This is a genomic window from Brenneria alni (genome assembly GCF_003666245.1).
GTDB classification, from domain to species: Bacteria; Pseudomonadota; Gammaproteobacteria; order Enterobacterales; family Enterobacteriaceae; genus Brenneria; species Brenneria alni.
The window spans coordinates 1-17,029 of the sequence record NZ_MJLZ01000060.1 but is presented as its reverse complement, the minus strand read 5'-3'; the positions used below and the strand labels follow the sequence as shown (position 1 = coordinate 17,029).

The 17,029-nt window shown below is 49.7% G+C and carries 24 protein-coding genes and 2 pseudogenes; 12 read left to right on the top strand and 14 right to left on the bottom strand.

Annotated features, from left to right (window positions below):
- Positions 1–3: 3 nt before the first annotated feature.
- The gene (gene tnpA, locus BIY29_RS18540) at positions 4–306 is read right to left on the bottom strand and encodes an IS66 family insertion sequence element accessory protein TnpA (protein WP_240630208.1); all 303 of its coding nucleotides are present in this window, start codon (positions 304–306) and stop codon (positions 4–6) included.
- Between the two features lie 352 nt (positions 307–658).
- On the opposite strand from tnpA, the gene BIY29_RS20080 reads away from it, so the two are divergent.
- The 3 genes and pseudogenes from BIY29_RS20080 to BIY29_RS18530 form a co-directional block, all read left to right on the top strand.
- A complete protein-coding gene (locus BIY29_RS20080) occupies positions 659–964 on the top strand; it encodes a hypothetical protein (protein ID WP_147437178.1) in 306 nt (101 codons plus the stop codon).
- Between the two features lie 132 nt (positions 965–1,096).
- On the top strand, positions 1,097–1,168 hold the full coding sequence (locus BIY29_RS21080; RefSeq protein WP_420808434.1) for a phage integrase N-terminal domain-containing protein: 72 nt from the start codon (positions 1,097–1,099) through the stop codon (positions 1,166–1,168).
- Positions 1,158–1,259 (top strand): annotated as a pseudogene (locus tag BIY29_RS18530) (integrase domain-containing protein); the annotation flags it as partial. The gene BIY29_RS21080 and the pseudogene BIY29_RS18530, both read left to right, overlap by 11 nt.
- A 273-nt stretch (positions 1,260–1,532) precedes the next feature.
- Here the strand turns inward: BIY29_RS18530 and BIY29_RS18525 are convergent.
- Positions 1,533–1,865 (bottom strand): helix-turn-helix domain-containing protein, encoded by a 333-nt coding sequence (locus BIY29_RS18525; RefSeq protein WP_121576509.1) that lies wholly within the window; start codon positions 1,863–1,865, stop codon positions 1,533–1,535.
- 98 nt (positions 1,866–1,963) lie between these two features.
- Here BIY29_RS18525 and BIY29_RS18520 point away from each other — a divergent pair, with 98 nt between their 5' ends.
- Positions 1,964–2,224: a helix-turn-helix domain-containing protein gene (locus tag BIY29_RS18520; protein ID WP_121576508.1), complete on the top strand. Its 261-nt coding sequence runs from the start codon at positions 1,964–1,966 to the stop codon at positions 2,222–2,224.
- A 21-nt stretch (positions 2,225–2,245) separates the two neighbouring features.
- On the opposite strand, the gene BIY29_RS18515 is transcribed toward BIY29_RS18520, so the two are convergent.
- The 3 genes from BIY29_RS18515 to BIY29_RS18505 form a co-directional block, all read right to left on the bottom strand.
- On the bottom strand, positions 2,246–2,563 hold the full coding sequence (locus BIY29_RS18515; protein ID WP_121576507.1) for a helix-turn-helix domain-containing protein: 318 nt from the start codon (positions 2,561–2,563) through the stop codon (positions 2,246–2,248).
- Between the two features lie 87 nt (positions 2,564–2,650).
- Positions 2,651–3,871: a tyrosine-type recombinase/integrase gene (locus BIY29_RS18510; RefSeq protein WP_121576506.1), complete on the bottom strand. Its 1,221-nt coding sequence runs from the start codon at positions 3,869–3,871 to the stop codon at positions 2,651–2,653.
- 236 nt (positions 3,872–4,107) lie between these two features.
- On the bottom strand, positions 4,108–4,971 hold the full coding sequence (locus tag BIY29_RS18505) for a YicC/YloC family endoribonuclease (protein WP_121576505.1): 864 nt from the start codon (positions 4,969–4,971) through the stop codon (positions 4,108–4,110).
- A 435-nt stretch (positions 4,972–5,406) separates the two neighbouring features.
- Here BIY29_RS18505 and rph point away from each other — a divergent pair, with 435 nt between their 5' ends.
- Together rph and pyrE are read left to right on the top strand one after the other, a co-directional pair.
- Complete coding sequence (gene rph, locus BIY29_RS18500; protein ID WP_121576504.1) at positions 5,407–6,129, top strand: ribonuclease PH; 723 nt, start codon at positions 5,407–5,409, stop codon at positions 6,127–6,129.
- 57 nt (positions 6,130–6,186) lie between these two features.
- Positions 6,187–6,828 carry an orotate phosphoribosyltransferase gene (pyrE, locus tag BIY29_RS18495; protein WP_121576503.1) on the top strand — a complete coding sequence of 214 codons (642 nt, stop codon included), beginning with the start codon at positions 6,187–6,189 and terminating at the stop codon, positions 6,826–6,828.
- A gap of 69 nt (positions 6,829–6,897) precedes the next feature.
- Here pyrE and slmA read toward each other — a convergent pair whose 3' ends face one another.
- The 3 genes from slmA to coaBC form a co-directional block, all read right to left on the bottom strand.
- A complete protein-coding gene (gene slmA / locus BIY29_RS18490) occupies positions 6,898–7,494 on the bottom strand; it encodes a nucleoid occlusion factor SlmA (RefSeq protein ID WP_121576502.1) in 597 nt (198 codons plus the stop codon).
- Between the two features lie 114 nt (positions 7,495–7,608).
- Positions 7,609–8,067 carry a dUTP diphosphatase gene (gene dut, locus BIY29_RS18485; RefSeq protein WP_121576501.1) on the bottom strand — a complete coding sequence of 153 codons (459 nt, stop codon included), beginning with the start codon at positions 8,065–8,067 and terminating at the stop codon, positions 7,609–7,611.
- Complete coding sequence (gene coaBC, locus BIY29_RS18480) at positions 8,036–9,292, bottom strand: bifunctional phosphopantothenoylcysteine decarboxylase/phosphopantothenate--cysteine ligase CoaBC (RefSeq protein ID WP_170158977.1); 1,257 nt, start codon at positions 9,290–9,292, stop codon at positions 8,036–8,038. Before coaBC ends, dut begins: the two co-directional genes overlap by 32 nt.
- A gap of 183 nt (positions 9,293–9,475) precedes the next feature.
- Between coaBC and radC the strand changes: the two genes are divergently transcribed.
- The 4 genes from radC (at position 9,476) to mutM (ending at position 11,727) form a co-directional block, all read left to right on the top strand.
- Entirely contained in the window at positions 9,476–10,141 is a 666-nt protein-coding gene (gene radC, locus BIY29_RS18475) for a RadC family protein (RefSeq protein WP_121576500.1), read from the top strand.
- Between the two features lie 238 nt (positions 10,142–10,379).
- On the top strand, positions 10,380–10,616 hold the full coding sequence (rpmB, locus tag BIY29_RS18470) for a 50S ribosomal protein L28 (protein ID WP_048637009.1): 237 nt from the start codon (positions 10,380–10,382) through the stop codon (positions 10,614–10,616).
- Positions 10,617–10,627: 11 nt separating this feature from the next.
- A complete protein-coding gene (rpmG, locus tag BIY29_RS18465; protein WP_004392084.1) occupies positions 10,628–10,795 on the top strand; it encodes a 50S ribosomal protein L33 in 168 nt (55 codons plus the stop codon).
- Positions 10,796–10,917: 122 nt separating this feature from the next.
- Positions 10,918–11,727, top strand: a complete 810-nt coding sequence (gene mutM, locus BIY29_RS18460; protein ID WP_121576499.1) for a bifunctional DNA-formamidopyrimidine glycosylase/DNA-(apurinic or apyrimidinic site) lyase — start codon at positions 10,918–10,920, stop codon at positions 11,725–11,727.
- Between the two features lie 116 nt (positions 11,728–11,843).
- Here mutM and coaD read toward each other — a convergent pair whose 3' ends face one another.
- The 6 genes and pseudogenes from coaD to BIY29_RS20420 form a co-directional block, all read right to left on the bottom strand.
- Positions 11,844–12,344: a pantetheine-phosphate adenylyltransferase gene (coaD, locus tag BIY29_RS18455; RefSeq protein ID WP_121576498.1), complete on the bottom strand. Its 501-nt coding sequence runs from the start codon at positions 12,342–12,344 to the stop codon at positions 11,844–11,846.
- A gap of 37 nt (positions 12,345–12,381) precedes the next feature.
- The gene (waaA, locus tag BIY29_RS18450) at positions 12,382–13,659 is read right to left on the bottom strand and encodes a lipid IV(A) 3-deoxy-D-manno-octulosonic acid transferase (protein ID WP_121576497.1); all 1,278 of its coding nucleotides are present in this window, start codon (positions 13,657–13,659) and stop codon (positions 12,382–12,384) included.
- A 384-nt stretch (positions 13,660–14,043) separates the two neighbouring features.
- Positions 14,044–14,304: pseudogene (locus BIY29_RS21075) on the bottom strand (transposase); the annotation flags it as partial.
- A gap of 35 nt (positions 14,305–14,339) precedes the next feature.
- On the bottom strand, positions 14,340–14,669 hold the full coding sequence (locus tag BIY29_RS20430; protein WP_205680374.1) for a hypothetical protein: 330 nt from the start codon (positions 14,667–14,669) through the stop codon (positions 14,340–14,342).
- Positions 14,627–14,776, bottom strand: coding sequence for a hypothetical protein (locus BIY29_RS21070; protein WP_420808433.1), 150 nt, complete (start codon positions 14,774–14,776; stop codon positions 14,627–14,629). Before BIY29_RS21070 ends, BIY29_RS20430 begins: the two co-directional genes overlap by 43 nt.
- A gap of 108 nt (positions 14,777–14,884) precedes the next feature.
- A complete protein-coding gene (locus BIY29_RS20420; RefSeq protein ID WP_205680373.1) occupies positions 14,885–15,079 on the bottom strand; it encodes a hypothetical protein in 195 nt (64 codons plus the stop codon).
- A gap of 522 nt (positions 15,080–15,601) precedes the next feature.
- Here BIY29_RS20420 and BIY29_RS18435 point away from each other — a divergent pair.
- Both BIY29_RS18435 and BIY29_RS18430 read left to right on the top strand, forming a co-directional pair.
- The gene (locus BIY29_RS18435) at positions 15,602–16,309 is read left to right on the top strand and encodes a glycosyltransferase (protein ID WP_121576495.1); all 708 of its coding nucleotides are present in this window, start codon (positions 15,602–15,604) and stop codon (positions 16,307–16,309) included.
- 50 nt (positions 16,310–16,359) lie between these two features.
- Positions 16,360–17,029, top strand: a 670-nt coding sequence (locus tag BIY29_RS18430; RefSeq protein WP_121576494.1) for a glycosyltransferase, incomplete at its 3' end; no start/stop codon positions are given.

The following is a 17,029-nucleotide window of genomic DNA, read 5'->3' as shown; positions in this document are numbered from 1 at the left end:
GCGTTAACACAGGGACAGGGCCTGCATCACGGCCCGCAACTGAGCGGGAAGACAGCAGACCGAACACCCGTTGGGGAGGTTGAGCGTCACCGTGTCGGCGTCGTTATTCCCTGGCATAACCCGGCGCGCAGGAATGAATGCGGCGGTAGCGGCCACGGTAGCGTCATCGTGATGATGTTTGAGCCAGTAATAAAAGGTGGCCGGGTTCAAATCGTATTGCCGGCAATAGTGTTGTTTAGTTAATCCGCTCTGTTGCCAGGCGTCGAGATGCTGTTGCCGTTCACGGTGAGAATGCCGTTTTGCCATATTTTACCTCAGGTTCGTTTTATTGAGTGAGGGCAGCATGTGGCAGCAGAGTTTTGTTAACAATATGAGTTTGCCGGACGCTTACAATTGTGAAAACTATGTTGCTTGGTAACTTGCCATTTTTCATCGCCTGAGTATCATTCTTTCCTAAACAAGCTGTCCAAATACGGCATCCCATGTTGCCATGACCTTCAAGGCAACGCGCAGGCACAGCCTGTGTGGTCGACTCCCAACCCGTGCCGCTACCAGTTTGCGGGTGATTGCTGCGGCGATGGTAGCTCACTTATCCCAACGCTTTAGGGCGGCATCCTGTTTATTCCTCGTGAAGCAACTACTTTTTGCATACGCACTGATGCGTACAACAACCTTTATAGCTGGCGCAACCGTCTGCGGCCTTTTGCTGCCTCAGCCTGATTTACCCATGAGGCAGCGGCGTCACTTCATACGGCGCAAAGCCGTTGCAAGTGACGCCGCGAACGATCTCTGCGCCAGCCCTTACGCCACAGCGCTTTCCGGCGTGCCCTGTCATCTGACGCACATTTTCTGCATCAATTCTCATCAACCCACTTATCAGAGGAGGACTGAACCGATACCTGAGGCAGGCTTTCAGCCTGAGGGGATTACCCTGCTGATGCAGGCGGCTGCACCGAGTGCATAACCGATATCTCCGTCATACCTCAACCGCTGCCGCTCCGGCGCGCAGGTATTGTTCAGTGCGGCACGGTTTCCCCCGTGTCGTAAATCGCCGAGCGCCGGAGAACAGAGGTTATCGAGGATCGGGGGATAGCATATGTCACGATTAAGCCGGGAAATGCAGACGCTGGCCCGACGGGCTGGCGGCAGCCATACCCGGTTTCAGTAACCGGGAAGCAAGTGCGCTGGTGTCGATGGATTTAGGGCATGGAGACGGGCGCGGGCGGTATGTGCAGCAGGTCTACGGCAGAACGGCGTAGGCTCTTTCCTCTGGCTGGCTCATCAGTTCACGTTCGCCAGCCAGGGAAAAAGATCAGATTGGCGCTGAGGTGGGGAATGAGGTGTTACCAATGTGGTACAGGTGGGTGAACCCGGCCCAAAAAACCGGGTTCACCCCTACTTCCCGTCAATATATAGCGACCATGTGGGGAAAATAACCGGAAGCTGCGTAATGGTTGACTTGGGCCGTGGTCTGTCTCTTTTTGGGCGGGGAAAGGGGGATGAAGATAAAAGGAATGTAGAGGAAGCAGCCTTTAGCGAAGCTGTTCAGCCCGGCTTTTTACCAACGCCAGAATTTCCGGTCTTTCCTCAGGCGGCAGCGCCTGAAACGCCAGTATCAGTTCAGCCAGTTCGTCATCGGCGGTATAAAAATAAGCTACAGGTACTTCCAGCACCTCCGCCAGTAGTTGAATCGTCTCAATATTGGCCTGATGTATACCTCTTTCATAGCGATTGATGCGCGTACTGGCGACAAACTCATCTATCCCGGCCTCAATGCCAAGCTGTTTTTGCGAGAGTCCTTTTGCATGACGCGCCTGCTTGAGCCGTTGACAGAAAATGTCATGATAATTAGGTCTTGTTTTCATAACTACGAGAATCGTAGTTTTTGCTTGAGTCGGATACTACGAATAACGTAGTATTGGGTTGTGCATGATCCTTTTACGACGAAGAGTTAGGGGGTTACATGAAAAACGACTGGCATAAGGCGGATATCGTTGCGGCTTTGCACAAACAAGGCACTACAATGGCTGCGCTTTCCCGTGCGGCAGGGCTGAGTTCATCGACGCTGGCAAACGTAATTGCTCGCCCCTGGCCGAAAGGTGAATGGATGATTGCCGAGGAGTTGGGCATTCATCCTGCCGAGATCTGGCCGAGTCGCTATTATGATGAGACAGGGAAATTAATCGATCGCAAGATAAGAATCAGAGGGCGGCAGTCTGAGTAAAACATGATTGCGTTACTTCGTTTATTTGTTTTCTAACGATGTAAGCAGTGCGCTTTGTTGTGCGGCGGGCAGATCGGAGAAAAGCAGGATTATTTTCGCCAGATTGTCATCATCCGCATAGAAATACGCCAGCGGGACGTTTAATGCTTCCGCTAATCGGTTTGCCGTTACGATGTTGGCTTCATGCACGCCTTTCTCATAACGGTTAATACGCGCACTGGCAACAAACTCATCAATCCCGGCAGCAATACCCAGCCCTTTCTGGGACAAGCCCCGAAGTAAGCGGGCATCCTTAAGACGTTGACTGAAAATATCACGATGCTGTCGGCGAGTATTCATGACTACGATACTCGTAGGTATAAACCCGCCTGCATACTACGAATATCGTAGCTTGTATGTCGCTGGTACAACCGGAATTAGAGAAAATTAATAGTTCTCAATAATCGGCTTAACGAGGTCTGCCAGTTTACAATGCGCTTCCCGCCGTTCCTCAAAGTAATCATATCGATCGTAAATGCCTTCAACGCCTTTCAGCTTATGATTAAGGCACCGTTCGGCGACATAGCCCGGAATGCCTAACGCGGCCAGCAGGCTGCGGCAGGTGCGGCGCAGGTCGTGTACGGTGAACGGTTCAAGTTCACCCATGCGATTGGGCGGCTGAATTTTTCTTCCCGGTTCGCGGCCGAAAAGTTTGGCGATTGCCCGGTTGAGGGTATCGCTGCCCATATGCGGCGAACCGCTGGCCCGGCGGTTGGGGAATACATACGCTGAACCGCAGGCGCGTATTTCCAATTCTCGCAGCCATTCCAGCGTCTGCGGGGGGAGGGGAATGACGATAGCGACGCCTGATTTACTCCTTGTCGCGGGCAGTTCCCACGTTGCGTCTTCGAGGGAAAATTCATCCCATTGGGCTTCGGTCAGTTCGCTTTTGCGTACGCCAAGCACAATCAGTAATGCGCAAGCCAGATAGTTATCGCGAGTGAAGCTGTCGCTCTGGCTGCGGAATACCTGAAAAACCTGCGTCAACTCTTCCAGACTCAACGCCCGGTCGCGGCTTTTTTCAATGCCGCCCGCATCATCCACCTTGAACGCCGCCGCCGGGTTATGGACAAGAAGCCCAAGTTTTATGCCGTGATTAAACAGTTGTTTCAGGTACATCAGCGCATCGTTGGCGGTGCAGGGCCTGCCGCTGGCGGTGATTTGCTGGATGATGGCGCGTATGTCCAGTGGTGTGACCTTGCCTAACGCCTGTTCTCCAATGTGTGGCGCGATCTCTCTGGCGAAGATCCGCTGTGGGATATGCGGGTGCTTAAGGCGCCGCACCAAATCCTGTTTCCAGTCGTTAAACAGATCATCGACGGTATGGATTCTGGCGGGGCGATTGCGTTTACGTTCGGCGATGGGATCATCGCCTTTCCTGACCTTCCTGCGGGCGTCTTCGGCCTGAGAGCGGGCTTCCGCCAGCGACAGATCGGACGGTTTGCCCAGCGTGAGCGAACGGCGTTTGGCGTTCAGGGTATAGCGCAGCATCCAGTAAGGTTCGCCGCGCTGCGGCAGCATCAGGTATAGCCCCTGACCGTCGTTGTATCGTCCGGGACGGCTTGCTTTCAGGATGGACTGTATGGTTTTAACGGTCAGATTTCCCATGCCCTGCCTCCCTAAGATATCCCGCCAGCACCCGTCAATCGTGGCCTGCGCGAAAAATTGGGTAGTACATAGGTTATAAAACGAACATTTTGGCTTGTAAAGCGATGGTACTACCCAATGTACTACCCACTTGGCAGTGGATTTCGGTGGATTCGGGTAGTACAGAGTAGACGCCGATAGCAACAAAAATGCCCTGAAAACAGGGCGTTGTGGCAGTCGGTGGAACAGGGTGGAAATTATTCGATATTTTGGATCTGCTCCCGCATCTGTTCGATCAATACTTTGAGTTCGATGGCGGAGGCGGTGACGTCGGCGTTGATGGATTTAGAGGCCAACGTGTTGGATTCGCGGTTGAATTCCTGCATCATGAAGTCCAGGCGGCGGCCTACGGCTTCTTCTTTGTTTAGAATTTTATAAGTTTCAGCGACGTGGGCTTCAAGCCTGTCCAGTTCTTCCGCCACGTCAACACGTTGAGCCATGATCACCAGTTCCTGCTCCAGCCGGTTATTTTCCAACTGAACCTGTGCCTCTTCCAGCTTGTTGAGCAGGCGTTCGCGCTGCCATTGCAGGATGTTCGGCATATGCGCCCGCACTTTGGCAACTTCGCCGCTGACGCCAGCCAGGCGCTGTTCAATCAGCGCTTTCAGCGCATTGCCTTCGCTTTCGCGTGCGCTAATGAAGTCATCCAGTGTACGATCCAACGCCTGTAACATCTCTGCGCTGATGGCGTCCAGATCCTGTTCTTCCGCAGCCATCACGCCCGGCCAGCGCAGAATATCGACTGGGTTGATTTCACCCTCATCGCTCTGCATTTTTACCCAGTTAGCCGCGCTGACCAATTGTTTAGCCAGGTTTTCATTCAGTATCAGCGAGCTTTGCGCCCGTGGGTCCAGATCGAAACGCAGGTTGCATTCAATTTTGCCTCGGGTTAATCGGGTACGGATTCGATCGCGGATAACAGGTTCCAGACTGCGGAATTGCTCTGGTAAACGGATGTAGGTTTCCAGATAGCGCTGGTTAACAGAACGCAGTTCCCAGGCTGCGCTTCCCCAGTTGCCCTTGACTTCTCGTCGGGCGTAAGCGGTCATACTGCGGATCATCGGTGCATACCTGTAAAGCAAATGATGGGGGGATTATAACGTTGAGTCTCTGGGCAGGGTAGAACAAAATCGACCAACCGGCAGTCAGGCTGCCAGAGATAGTGGTATCGCTGTTGACGGGGCACCATGTTGTTTTTATGACGCTGTTCGCCTGTTTATGCGGCGACTGGCGTTGTCAAGCTCAGGGGATCTCGGAAAGTGCTGGTAAGGTGGTGGGATCAACATAGCGCTTCTCTCATCAATGGACAGGTGGCAGAGAAGAATATTTCCCGCCGTATCATTACTGAGGAATACTTGTTCATGGAGAGGTATAGCCTGAGGTTATACCCGGATGCGATATAACTTTTAATCCTGCGCCGTAAGGTAAGATAGGCATTGCGCCGCTAAGGCCGTATAATGCGCGCCAGTTAACATTTTACCCGCCGGAGATGGTTCATGCGCCCTACAGGCCGAAGTGCACAGCAAGTACGCCCCCTGAAATTAACCCGCCATTACACAAAACACGCCGAAGGATCTGTTTTGGTTGAGTTCGGTGACACCAAAGTTTTATGTAATGCCACGGTTGAAGAGGGCGTGCCTCGCTTTCTGAAAGGGCAAGGCCAGGGCTGGGTGACCGCCGAATATGGCATGTTGCCGCGTGCAACGCATAGTCGTAATGCGCGTGAAGCGGCTAAGGGCAAACAGGGCGGGAGGACGCTGGAGATTCAGCGGCTGATTGCCCGTTCTCTGCGGGCGGCTCTCGATCTCAAAGTCTTGGGCGAGTACACCATCACGCTGGATTGTGACGTGCTGCAAGCGGATGGCGGTACACGAACGGCCTCTATCACTGGTGCCTGCGTAGCACTGGCTGATGCGCTGAATCAGATGGTTGCCAGTGGCAAACTGAAGAAAAATCCACTGAAAGGCATGGTGGCGGCGGTATCTGTGGGTATCGTCAACGGCGAGGCGCTGTGCGATCTGGAATATGTGGAAGATTCTGCCGCAGAAACCGATATGAATGTGGTGATGACGGAAGATGGCCGCATGATTGAAGTGCAGGGCACCGCGGAAGGCGAGCCGTTCACTCACGAAGAGTTGTTGTCTTTGCTGGCACTGGCGCGAGGGGGGATAGAAAACATCATCCAGGCGCAGAAGGCCGCATTAGCCGATGTCCAATAGTTGTGAAATGAGGCAAATCGGGTAAATCGTTAACCCGTAAGACGAGGAGATGCAGTAATGAAGGCCTTTCAGCGCCAGTTTATTGAGTTTGCGCTCAACAAACAGGTATTAAAGTTCGGTGAATTTACCCTGAAATCTGGACGTATCAGCCCTTATTTTTTTAATGCCGGGTTGTTTAATACCGGGCGCGACCTGGCATTGCTGGGGCGTTTTTATGCAGAGGCGCTGGTAGATTCAGGTATTGAATTCGATCTGCTTTTTGGCCCGGCTTACAAAGGTATTCCGATTGCGACCACCACGGCGGTGGCGCTGGCGGAACATCATGAACGCGATCTGCCTTACTGCTTTAACCGCAAAGAAGCCAAAGATCATGGCGAAGGCGGGAGTCTGGTGGGAAGTCCGTTACAGGGCCGGGTGATGCTGGTTGATGACGTCATCACTGCTGGCACGGCGATCCGTGAGTCAATGGAGATTATTGCCGCCAACGGCGCACGGCTTGCCGGCGTAATGATTGCGCTGGATCGCCAAGAGCGCGGGCGCGCCGATATTTCCGCTATTCAGGAAGTTGAACGCGACTACCAGTGCAAAGTGATTTCTATTATTACTCTGCAAGACCTGATCGCGTATCTGGCTGAAAAACCTGAAATGACAGATTATCTTGCTGCGCTTAAAGCATACCGTGAGCAGTATGGTATTTAACTGACGGATGTTTCCACATCTGTCGGTGATTCCGCCAGAGAGGCTTCTGGCGGACGGCTGGAGAGTAAATCAGAGCAGTTGTGCGGCTAGCAGAGGCCAGCGGGTATCAAATTCCTGCGTCGGACGATAGCGGAATTCAGAGCGAATAAACCGCGAAAGCATACCTTCACAAAACGCCAGTAGCTGACTGGCCAGCAGCGTTTCATCGTGCTGAAAACCTTTGCCATCACGTAGCTTATGCTCACGTAATACCTGACGCAACTGCGATTCGATACGTTCAAATAACTGATTGATGCGACCCTGCAAACGATCCTGTTCAAACATCAGCGCGTGGCCGGTCAGAATACGCGTCAAACCAGGGTTACGTTCTGCAAACCCCAGAATAAGCAACAAAATCAGGCGCAGACGGTTAAACGTCTCTTTTTCATCTTGTAAAATCAGGTTGATGCGGGTAGTCAGGCTGTCCTCAATAAACTCAATCAGGCTGTCAAACATCCGCGTTTTGCTGGGGAAATGCCGGTAAAGCGCGGCTTCAGACACCCCGACGTTCGCGGCCAGTTTTGCTGTGGTAATGCGTTGGCTACCGTCACTGGATTCCAGCATTTGCGCCAGCGCCTGCAAAATTTCCTCGCGACGATTCCTTTTCTTATTTTCTTTTTCTGCCATGTCTAAAAGAACCCTTGCAAAAAATTTGACTGACAAGCACCTGATAACGCCACAGTCACGTCAACGCGCTGTGGCTTATATGAATTTTTGACAATACCGGGTGGTAGGGGCGTGTTAGTTACGACCCGAATGGCCGAAACCACCTTCTCCACGTTCACTGCTGACGAAATCGTCGACCAGATTAAACTCTGCCTGAACGACGGGAACGAAAATCATTTGTGCGATACGCTCGCCCGGTTCAATGGTGAATGTCTGCTGACCCCGGTTCCAGACGGAAACCATTAATTGCCCCTGATAGTCAGAGTCGATCAGCCCAACCAGGTTACCTAACACTACGCCATGTTTGTGACCCAGACCGGAACGTGGCAGAACCATGGCCGCCAGATTGGTATCGGCGATATGAATCGCCAGTCCCGTAGGTATCAGGGTAGTTTCACCCGCTTTTAGTTCAACGGCCTGATCCAGACAGGCTCGCAGATCCAGCCCGGCGGAACCGGGTGTGGCATAGGTTGGTAATGGGAATTGTTGACCAATGCGTGGGTCAACAATCTTTACGTCGATTTTTTTCATCATAACGGCTGACAATCTCGTCGATTAAATTTTGGCCAAGAAGACGTTTGTCGCATTGTGGCAACTGCTTGTCTCCGTTGTGCCAGAAAAGATGTAATGCATTGGTTTCACTGTTAAAACCATGCCCGGAAAGGGAGACGTCGTTAGCGCAGATTAAATCCAGATTTTTCCGCGCCAGCTTTTGCCGTGCGTATTCTTCCACATTCTGGGTTTCGGCGGCAAACCCGACAACATAAGGCCGATTTTCACTTATGGCCGCGACGTCAGCGATAATATCTGGATTTTTTATCATGGTGACAGTTATTTCATCACCTTGCTTTTTAATTTTTTCATCAGCGACCTGTTTGGCCCGGTAGTCTGCCACGGCGGCGCAGCCGATAACAATATGTTGCCTTGTGGCTTCGGCCATCACGGCCTGCTGCATATCCAGCGCGCTGTTGACATCAATACGCTTAACGTTGGCCGGGGTGGCAAGGGATACCGGTCCGGCAACCAGCGTCACGTTTGCCCCTCTGGCTGCGGCGGCCTGAGCAATCGCAAATCCCATTTTTCCCGAACTGTGATTGCTGATGAAGCGTACCGGATCAAGCGCTTCGCGTGTCGGACCGGCGGTAATCATGATATTCAGATGTTGCAGGTCGCCGGTAGACGTAAAATGACGCTGCGCCAGATCAACAATATCCAGCGGATCAATCATCCTGCCCGGACCGACGTCGCCGCACGCCTGGCTGCCGCTGTCTGGCCCCCAGAGTTGCAACCCGCGTGCTGCAAGCGTTCGCAGGTTGTCCTGCGTCGGCGCAGCTCGGTACATCTGCTGGTTCATCGCAGGGACAACGGCTATTGGCGCGGGCGTTGCCAGGCAGAGGGTGGTCAGCAGATCATTTGCCATGCCAGCGGCCAGACGTGCGATAAGATCGGCAGTGGCTGGCGCCAGAATCACTAAATCTGCCCATTTCCCCAGTTCGATATGGCCCATAGAGGCTTCGGCAGCCGGATCGAACAGGTCGTCCGACACCGGGTGGCCGGATACCGCTTGCATCGTCAGCGGCGTGATAAAGGCCTGAGCGGCCTGAGTCATGACAACCCGTACTTCCGCACCGCCGTCGCGCAGACGCCTTACCAGCTCAGGGCATTTGTAAGCGGCAATACCCCCGCTGATACCGAGTACAATTCGTTTGCCGGAAATACGTTTGTCAGAAAGCTCATTCAGGCTGGAAAGTCCCATCATCATGGTCCGATTAAAACCGAAAGAGGCATCATTTTACCATAACCTTGCCTTAAGAGAGGAATCTTAAGCCTCCCGACGAGTTGACGGACAAAAATTGCGAGTCGGTTCGCAACCTGTTATTGCTGGCATCGTTCCTCGATACGGGCCATGTCATGATGGCATTCAGGCAGAGGGGGAGGTTCGATGGGCTGGGGAAATGGGCAGGCGCCGCGGGAGAAATTAGTGAGTTTAGGTGCAGAGGCGCTGACGGATGCTGAACTGCTGGCGATTTTTTTACGTACCGGGTTACCCGGTATACATGTCATGCAACTGGCAGAGAGTTTGTTGACGCAGTTTGGATCGCTTTATCAACTGATGTCCGCCGATCAGGCGGCGTTTTGTACCGCGAAAGGTATCGGTATTTCAAAATATACGCAATTAAAAGCGGTGGCGGAATTGTCCCGCCGGCTGTTTTCATCCCGCCTGGCGAAAGAAAATGCGATGCTGAACCCTGAAATTACCGGGCAGTACCTGCAACTATTACTGGCTCGCCAGGAGCGGGAAGTTTTTTTAGTCATGTTTTTGGATAATCAGCACCGGGTGATTCGTCATCAGGAGATGTTTGCTGGTACTATCAATTGCGTGGAAGTACACCCAAGGGAAATTGTGCGTGAAGCGTTGAAAGCCAATGCCGCCGCGTTGATTCTGGCGCACAATCATCCATCAGGAAAAGCGGAGCCCAGTCAGGCTGACCGTGCGATAACCGAACAAATCATGAAAGCCTGTCTGCTATTAGAGATTCGCGTGCTTGATCATCTGGTCATCGGGCGCGGCGAATATGTCTCTTTTGCTGAACGCGGATGGATTTAACCGATATTTCCGCGATCCTGGGGGATCTTTAGTTGTTCGGGACTTGAGCACTTACGCTTCAGAGCGTATACTACGCCACCTTTGAGAATCTTGGGTGTGGCGTTAAGAGCCTATCTCAGCAGGTTTATCCTGATGACGGAGTCTTTTCAGTGAAGTTGCTGAGATGGGCTCTAGAGCCTGACGAGGCGGTTATACCCTATACGAAGCTCGAGCTGATTTTGATTTTTGGAGAATAGACATGTCCCGAGTCTGCCAAGTTACTGGCAAGCGCCCGGTGAGCGGTAACAACCGTTCCCATGCACTAAACGCGACTAAACGCCGTTTTCTGCCGAACCTGCACTCACACCGTTTTTGGGTTGAGGGTGAAAAGCGCTTTGTAACGTTGCGCGTATCCGCTAAAGGTATGCGTGTTATCGATAAGAAGGGTATTGAGACGGTTCTGGCCGATCTGCGTGCCCGTGGTGAAAAGTATTAAGGAACTGAATCATGGCTAAGGGTGTTCGCGAGAAGATCAAGCTGGTTTCTTCTGCTGGTACTGGTCACTTTTATACCACCACGAAGAACAAGCGCACGAAGCCGGAAAAATTGGAACTGAAGAAATTCGATCCAGTTGTCCGTCAACATGTGATCTACAAAGAAGCTAAAATTAAATAATTTTAGTGAATTGCTAAAAACCCGGCTCAGGCCGGGTTTTTTACGTTGGTCTATCCCTGCGGCCGCCTTTTGCCACCGCTGCAAGCGGCTAATGCAACCAGAATTTTTCCAGGAGAGGCATCATGCCCGAACTGCCAGAGGTTGAAACCAGTCGTCGGGGAATCTCACCCTATCTTGTTGGGCATACCATCCTCTATGCTGAAGTCCGCAATTCTCGCCTGCGCTGGCCGGTTTCCAGTGAGATTTTATCCCTCAGCGATCAGGCGGTACTGGGCGTTCATCGGCGGGCCAAATATCTGCTGATTGAACTTACCACCGGGTGGATCATTGTTCATCTTGGCATGTCGGGCAGCCTGCGCATCTTGCCGGAGTACGTCGAACCGGGTAAACATGATCACGTTGATTTAGTCATGGATAACGGCAAGGTTTTGCGCTATACCGATCCGCGCCGTTTTGGCGCCTGGCTATGGGCAAACAACCTTGAAGAGAGTTCGGTACTGGCGCATTTAGGGCCGGAGCCGCTGAGTGATGATTTTTCCGGTGACTACCTGTATCAGAAATCGCGTGACAAGAAGACGCTGGTCAAACTCTGGATTATGGATAACAAAGTGGTGGTTGGCGTGGGGAACATCTATGCCAGCGAGTCGCTGTTTACGGCGGGTATCAGTCCTGACAGGCCTGTTGGTTCGTTAAGTGAAGCGGAAACAACGCGACTGGCGGAAACCATCAAACAGGTTCTGCTGCGTTCGATTGAGCAAGGCGGTACGACATTACGTGATTTTCTGCAATCAGACGGCAAACCTGGATATTTTGCCCAGGAGTTGCAGGTTTACGGGCGTACCGGAGAACCTTGCCGGATTTGTGGCGCGCCGATAGAAATAGCAAAGCACGGGCAACGGAGCACATTCTTTTGCCGCTGCTGTCAGCGTTAACTTGCTTATTGGATTAATTCGCAAGGATAAAGGTTCTGGTACGGTTTTACGGCAAAATTGAAAAAATCGGCGGGGAATAATAGCAACGCTTACGGTAGATGAGCGCGTTGACACGATTATCCAATAACGTTCTTTGCTGAGGTTAACTTCTTTTGTAGCGCGTCAGCGATGGATTCCGGCAGGAAATGTGAGACATCCCCACCATGACGCGCCACTTCTTTAACTAAAGACGATGAAATAAAAGACCACTCCACGGAAGGCATTAGGAACACGCTTTCCAGCGTTGGCAGCAGATGGTGATTCATTTTGGCGAGTTGGAGTTCGTACTCGAAATCAGCAACCGCACGCAATCCACGAACCAGAACGGTGGCGTTTTGGTTTTGCGCGAAATGTGCCATCAGGTCACTGAAGCCAACAACTTCCACATTCGGCAAATGCCGAGTGACTCCCTGTGCCAGCGCCACCCGTTCATCGAGTGTAAACAACGTATTTTTGCTCGGGCTGGCGGCAATCGCCAACACCAGATGATCGAACAGGCGTGAGGCGCGGGTCAGTAGATCCAGATGACCATTGGTTAATGGATCAAAAGTGCCGGGATAAATCGCTTTGGTTGTCATGATGCTTCTCCGCTCCTGTGCTTAAAACCACGGCCAATTAGTGAATCCGGGGCGGCAGATAAGGTTCAAGTAATGAGAGCAACTTCTGCAAGGCCCCTTGATTCTGATGCAATACCTCAACCGCATGTCGGCCATAATAGCGGCGGTAATCCTCATCAGCGAGCAGATTCCCCACTTCTTTGGCCAGAGATGCCGTATCGGTAACGGTAATCAGGCCATCTGCCTGCTCAAGTTTGTTGCAGATATCTTTAAAGTTAAAAGTATGCGGCCCCATCAAAACCGGGATGGCATGGGCGGCGGCCTCAAGCGGATTATGACCACCGCGCTCAACCAGGCTGCCGCCAACAAATGCCAGGTCAGCAATGCCGTATAACAACATGAGCTCGCCCATGGTGTCGCCAACAATAACCTGAGTGCTGGCGGAGGGGAGTTCCCCGCTACTTCGCAAGGTGTAGTTAAAACCTAAACTTTGCGTGAGAGCCTGCGTGGTGGAAAAGCGCTCTGGATGCCTGGGGGCCAGAATCAACAGCAGGTCAGGGAAGTTAGTCAGCAACTGACGATGGGCCGCTAAAACAATGGATTCTTCGCCTTCGTGTGTGCTGGTGGCGATCCAGACTGGCCGGTGCGGAGCCCACTGGCGACGCAGTGTTACCGCTCGGGCCGCCAGTTCCGGGGTCACCGAAATATCAAACTTGAGGCTGCCGGTGACTGTAAGGCTTGAGCGCTTCAGCCCGAGATCGATAAAACGCTCACCGTCTTCCTGATTTTGCGCGGCAACCAGCGTGATACGCCGCAGCATATATTTTGTTAAACGACCTATTTTTTTATAGCCAGCCGCTGAACGAGCAGATAAGCGAGCGTTGGCAATCACCAGTGGAATGTTACGTTTATGCAACTCAGCAACCAGATTGGGCCACAGCTCAGTTTCCATGATAATGACGACTTTTGGCCGGATCTGATCAAAGAAACGTCGCAGAGAGCAGGGCAAATCATAAGGCAAATAGACATGATAAACCGTGTCGCCGAAAGCGGAGCGCACTCGTTCAGACCCCGTTGGTGTCATGGTAGTCACGGTGATCGGCAGGTTGGGGTAACGATGCCGCAGCGCCCTGACCAGAGGGATTGCCGCCAGCGTTTCGCCGACAGAGACGGAATGCAGCATGATGCCGTCCGGTTTTACTTTCTCCGCGCAGAACCCGTAGCGCTCACTCCAGCGCCTGCGGTACGCGGGAGCCTTACGGCCACGCAGCCACAATCTAATCCATATCAGTGGCTGGATAAGGTACAAAAGAACGGTGTAAAGGGTTTGTAGCATGGTTTTACTATTATTGGTTATCGCTGGTGGCGATTTTATCGGGTTAGCAGGAATAAGGCTATTTGTAATACATCGGGCTTTGTTCGGAAGATGGCAAACAGACCAGAGACGATGGCAATCATAGGGGGAATTATCGTGTACACGGCAACATTTATGGTTCGCTCCCGTTTTGCAAGCACACGATGATAAAAGCTGTTTGCGTTAATGTATCCGGCCTCTTGCAAGTTAGCTGCTTTTGGCAGCGAGGCCATGATGGAATATGCGCGTCAGGTTCCCAATAAACTTCTTCGGCTGCTAAAGTCGCTTTTTTGTCCCGGGTTTACAAGACGCCATTGCACAGTTTTGTCATCACATACCCTGCAAACTGGTAAGATTTAGGCGATTTCAGATATCTCGTTGTTGTAAATAAAAAGCGCCCGGTCGTGTCATGACAGCCCAGATAATTCGGGCAATTTTGTTCGCTAGTGCGACAACAACCTTATTGCGGTGTACTCCACGCTCTTCCATAAGTTCTATCCACTGTCCCAGTATATTTGTTGTTCTGTTTAAATGCAGAACACAGGTCCGGGCACCATGGATAAGCAGTTTTCTCAGAGACGCATTGCCACGTTTACTCATACCTAATAAACGTTGCTTGCCTCCTGTTGAGTATTCTCGGGGGGCAAGGCCAAGCCAGGCTGCTAAATTGCGCCCTGATTTAAATTGTTACCATTACTGACAAACGCTGTCATTGCTGTCGCTGTCAATTTTCCTACGCCAGGAATAGACTTCAGCCTCTTAGCTGTTCCATCTGCATCAGCGATAGATTCAATCTGGCGACGTAACTGCAAAAGCTTTTCTTCAAGGGCGCGGTATTCCTGCCAGAGATCAGTGAGTATATCCCTCATCGATGGACTCAACTCGTTTTGATCGTCAGCTAACAGTGAAGGCATATCGTGTGTAAATTTCGTAATCCCACTGTGAATAGTCAGTCCGTATTCCAGGAGAAATGCCCTTGTTTGATTAACCACCGAGACACAATGCGTTCTCTAATCCGATGTAATGCCTGTAGATCGAGTTGTGCCGTTGTTTTTGGTATCACTGTTCGCATAGTAGGACGAGAAATAGCTTCTGCTATTGCTTCAGCATCAATCAGATCATTCTTGTTTGATTTAACGAAAGGTTTTACAAATTGTGCCGGGATGATACAGGGTGTATGTCCAAATAATTTAGCTTTTCTGGCCAGCTAATGGCAGCCCGGACAAGCCTCCATTCCAATCGTCGTCTGGGGTGTAAGCGCCAGATACTCAATCAATTTATCGCGGGTAAAACATCGCCGAATCAGGACGTTCCCTTTATCGTCCATCCCGACTACATGAAACGTATTTTTACCGATATCAATACCCATTCTGCTCAGGGACTGTGCTTTTGTTCTCGACATAACACACCACCAATATAAGGGCTGACAATAAGTGAATTTTAGCAAGTTGGGTGGGAGCGAACCATTCCATTAACTTTTATGACTGACGGATTTACCAATAGCACTAATTTGCTCCAGACTTCACTTCCATTCCAGACCACACTCAACGAAGCACACGGTATCTGGGTACATCCGCTTCTTTGCAGCAATGGTTCGTCTGGACTAACTCATCCACTGGGCAATCTCTGGTATCTAAGATACCCAGCTAGCCGCTGATACCCTATAGTTACTCGCACATCTTTGGTCGATAGATTATTAGCAGTCAACCCCCTCTTTGTCATCATGGCCGAGAGCTACACTTATTATATGAATTCACAGATTATCTATTTAAATACGTGGCCTAATTCTGTTGAAACTTGAGAAATTATTGTATGAGGTAAATAATTTAATTGTTTTTTTGATCATTTTTTCATGATATGATCTTGCAAAAATTTTTTGGCAAAGGTTATTGTGAACAATCAGAAGGTGTTCGTAAGTATTTTGATGTTAACGCATAATGCGCTTAAGTATATAGATATATCTATACGTTCTGTGAGGAAATTTACACAAGATATTGAATATGAGATTGTTGTATTAGATAATGATTCTGATGATAAGACTAAAAAATATCTTGAAAAATGTTATAAAAATGGTGATATAGATAAACTTATATTATTAAATAGAAACTCTTTATTTGCAGAGGGAAATAATATTGCTGCTCGACATGCAGATTGTCGTTCTACTCATTACTTGTTACTTAATAGTGATATAGAGGTGAAAAGCCCGTATTGGTTAAGTCATCTTCTGGATATACACGAATATGGTATTACCAGCTATGGTTTTGTGCCGGATCCAGACCGAGTAGATGGGTACTGTTTTTTAATTGATTCTGAGCTTTATAAAAGATATCAGTTAGATCAAGGACACCAATGGTGGTGGGCTGTGACAAAACTTCAAACGTTGATTTTGAATGCGGGTTTTTCTGTGAAGGGATATTATGAACACGAGAAATATTTATATCATTTTGGCGGAAGAAGTGGTGATGCATTTAAGAATGCTAAAGGTATGAATGTATCTAAAGAAGAGGTGTATAGTTGGTTTAATAATAAGAAACCGATTGCTATTGATCGATTGCTCAACGGTGAGTTACCATCTAGACAAATAAAAAGAAAATCAAATATTTTGAAATTCTTAAAGAAGTTGATAACATAACTTGATGAATCTTCTTTTGACAAAAATTGATTTGATTTTTTGGTGAATATATGGATTTTAAAGAAAATGGTATGATAAAAAAAGTCATAGCATCAGGCTTTTCAAATGAGAGACATGAAAAATATCTTCATGTAGCGTATGGAGTCGATAGGAGGTTTCTTTTTGGTGCAGGAATATCAATAACATCCATATTGCTGAATAATGAAATGAAAATTTCTTTTCATGTTTTTACCGATTATGAGGATGATGACTTTAATAGAAAAATAAATTCTCTTGTCGAAGAATATCAAACATCAATAACAATTTATATTCTGGATAGTGAAGCACTCAGAAAGCTTCCTCATACAAAAGCATGGTCGTATGCGACATATTTTCGGTTTGTTGCATTTGAATATTTATTTGAGAAAACAAATGCTGTTTTATATCTTGATGCTGATATTGTATGTAAGGGATCTTTACAAGAAATAAGAGATTTGAATGTTGGAGAGAACTATGCTGCTGTTGTGCCTGATGTGGATTTTATGCAGAATTCTAATTTAGAAAGATTGAACGCAGGTATTCTTTGTGGGGAGTATTTTAACGCAGGAGTTATTTATGCCAATCTTAATGCGTGGAAAAGAGAAGGCTTTATGGCAAAAGCTATTGAAATGCTTTCTGATGGGAATAATAATTTTTCTTTCCTTGATCAAGATGTTTTGAATATATTATTTCATAATAAAG

Bases quoted from the DNA above. Each gene is read 5' to 3' on its own strand.
- tnpA (WP_240630208.1), bottom strand. From the start codon at position 306: ATGGCAAAACGGCATTCTCACCGTGAACGGCAACAGCATCTCGACGCC.
- BIY29_RS20080 (WP_147437178.1), top strand. From the start codon at position 659: ATGCGTACAACAACCTTTATAGCTGGCGCAACCGTCTGCGGCCTTTTG.
- BIY29_RS18525 (WP_121576509.1), bottom strand. From the start codon at position 1,865: ATGAAAACAAGACCTAATTATCATGACATTTTCTGTCAACGGCTCAAG.
- BIY29_RS18520 (WP_121576508.1), top strand. From the start codon at position 1,964: ATGAAAAACGACTGGCATAAGGCGGATATCGTTGCGGCTTTGCACAAA.
- BIY29_RS18515 (WP_121576507.1), bottom strand. From the start codon at position 2,563: ATGAATACTCGCCGACAGCATCGTGATATTTTCAGTCAACGTCTTAAG.
- BIY29_RS18510 (WP_121576506.1), bottom strand. From the start codon at position 3,871: ATGGGAAATCTGACCGTTAAAACCATACAGTCCATCCTGAAAGCAAGC.
- BIY29_RS18505 (WP_121576505.1), bottom strand. From the start codon at position 4,971: ATGATCCGCAGTATGACCGCTTACGCCCGACGAGAAGTCAAGGGCAAC.
- rph (WP_121576504.1), top strand. From the start codon at position 5,407: ATGCGCCCTACAGGCCGAAGTGCACAGCAAGTACGCCCCCTGAAATTA.
- pyrE (WP_121576503.1), top strand. From the start codon at position 6,187: ATGAAGGCCTTTCAGCGCCAGTTTATTGAGTTTGCGCTCAACAAACAG.
- slmA (WP_121576502.1), bottom strand. From the start codon at position 7,494: ATGGCAGAAAAAGAAAATAAGAAAAGGAATCGTCGCGAGGAAATTTTG.
- dut (WP_121576501.1), bottom strand. From the start codon at position 8,067: ATGATGAAAAAAATCGACGTAAAGATTGTTGACCCACGCATTGGTCAA.
- coaBC (WP_170158977.1), bottom strand. From the start codon at position 9,292: ATGATGGGACTTTCCAGCCTGAATGAGCTTTCTGACAAACGTATTTCC.
- radC (WP_121576500.1), top strand. From the start codon at position 9,476: ATGGGCTGGGGAAATGGGCAGGCGCCGCGGGAGAAATTAGTGAGTTTA.
- rpmB (WP_048637009.1), top strand. From the start codon at position 10,380: ATGTCCCGAGTCTGCCAAGTTACTGGCAAGCGCCCGGTGAGCGGTAAC.
- rpmG (WP_004392084.1), top strand. From the start codon at position 10,628: ATGGCTAAGGGTGTTCGCGAGAAGATCAAGCTGGTTTCTTCTGCTGGT.
- mutM (WP_121576499.1), top strand. From the start codon at position 10,918: ATGCCCGAACTGCCAGAGGTTGAAACCAGTCGTCGGGGAATCTCACCC.
- coaD (WP_121576498.1), bottom strand. From the start codon at position 12,344: ATGACAACCAAAGCGATTTATCCCGGCACTTTTGATCCATTAACCAAT.
- waaA (WP_121576497.1), bottom strand. From the start codon at position 13,659: ATGCTACAAACCCTTTACACCGTTCTTTTGTACCTTATCCAGCCACTG.
- BIY29_RS20420 (WP_205680373.1), bottom strand. From the start codon at position 15,079: ATGTCGAGAACAAAAGCACAGTCCCTGAGCAGAATGGGTATTGATATC.
- BIY29_RS18435 (WP_121576495.1), top strand. From the start codon at position 15,602: ATGTTAACGCATAATGCGCTTAAGTATATAGATATATCTATACGTTCT.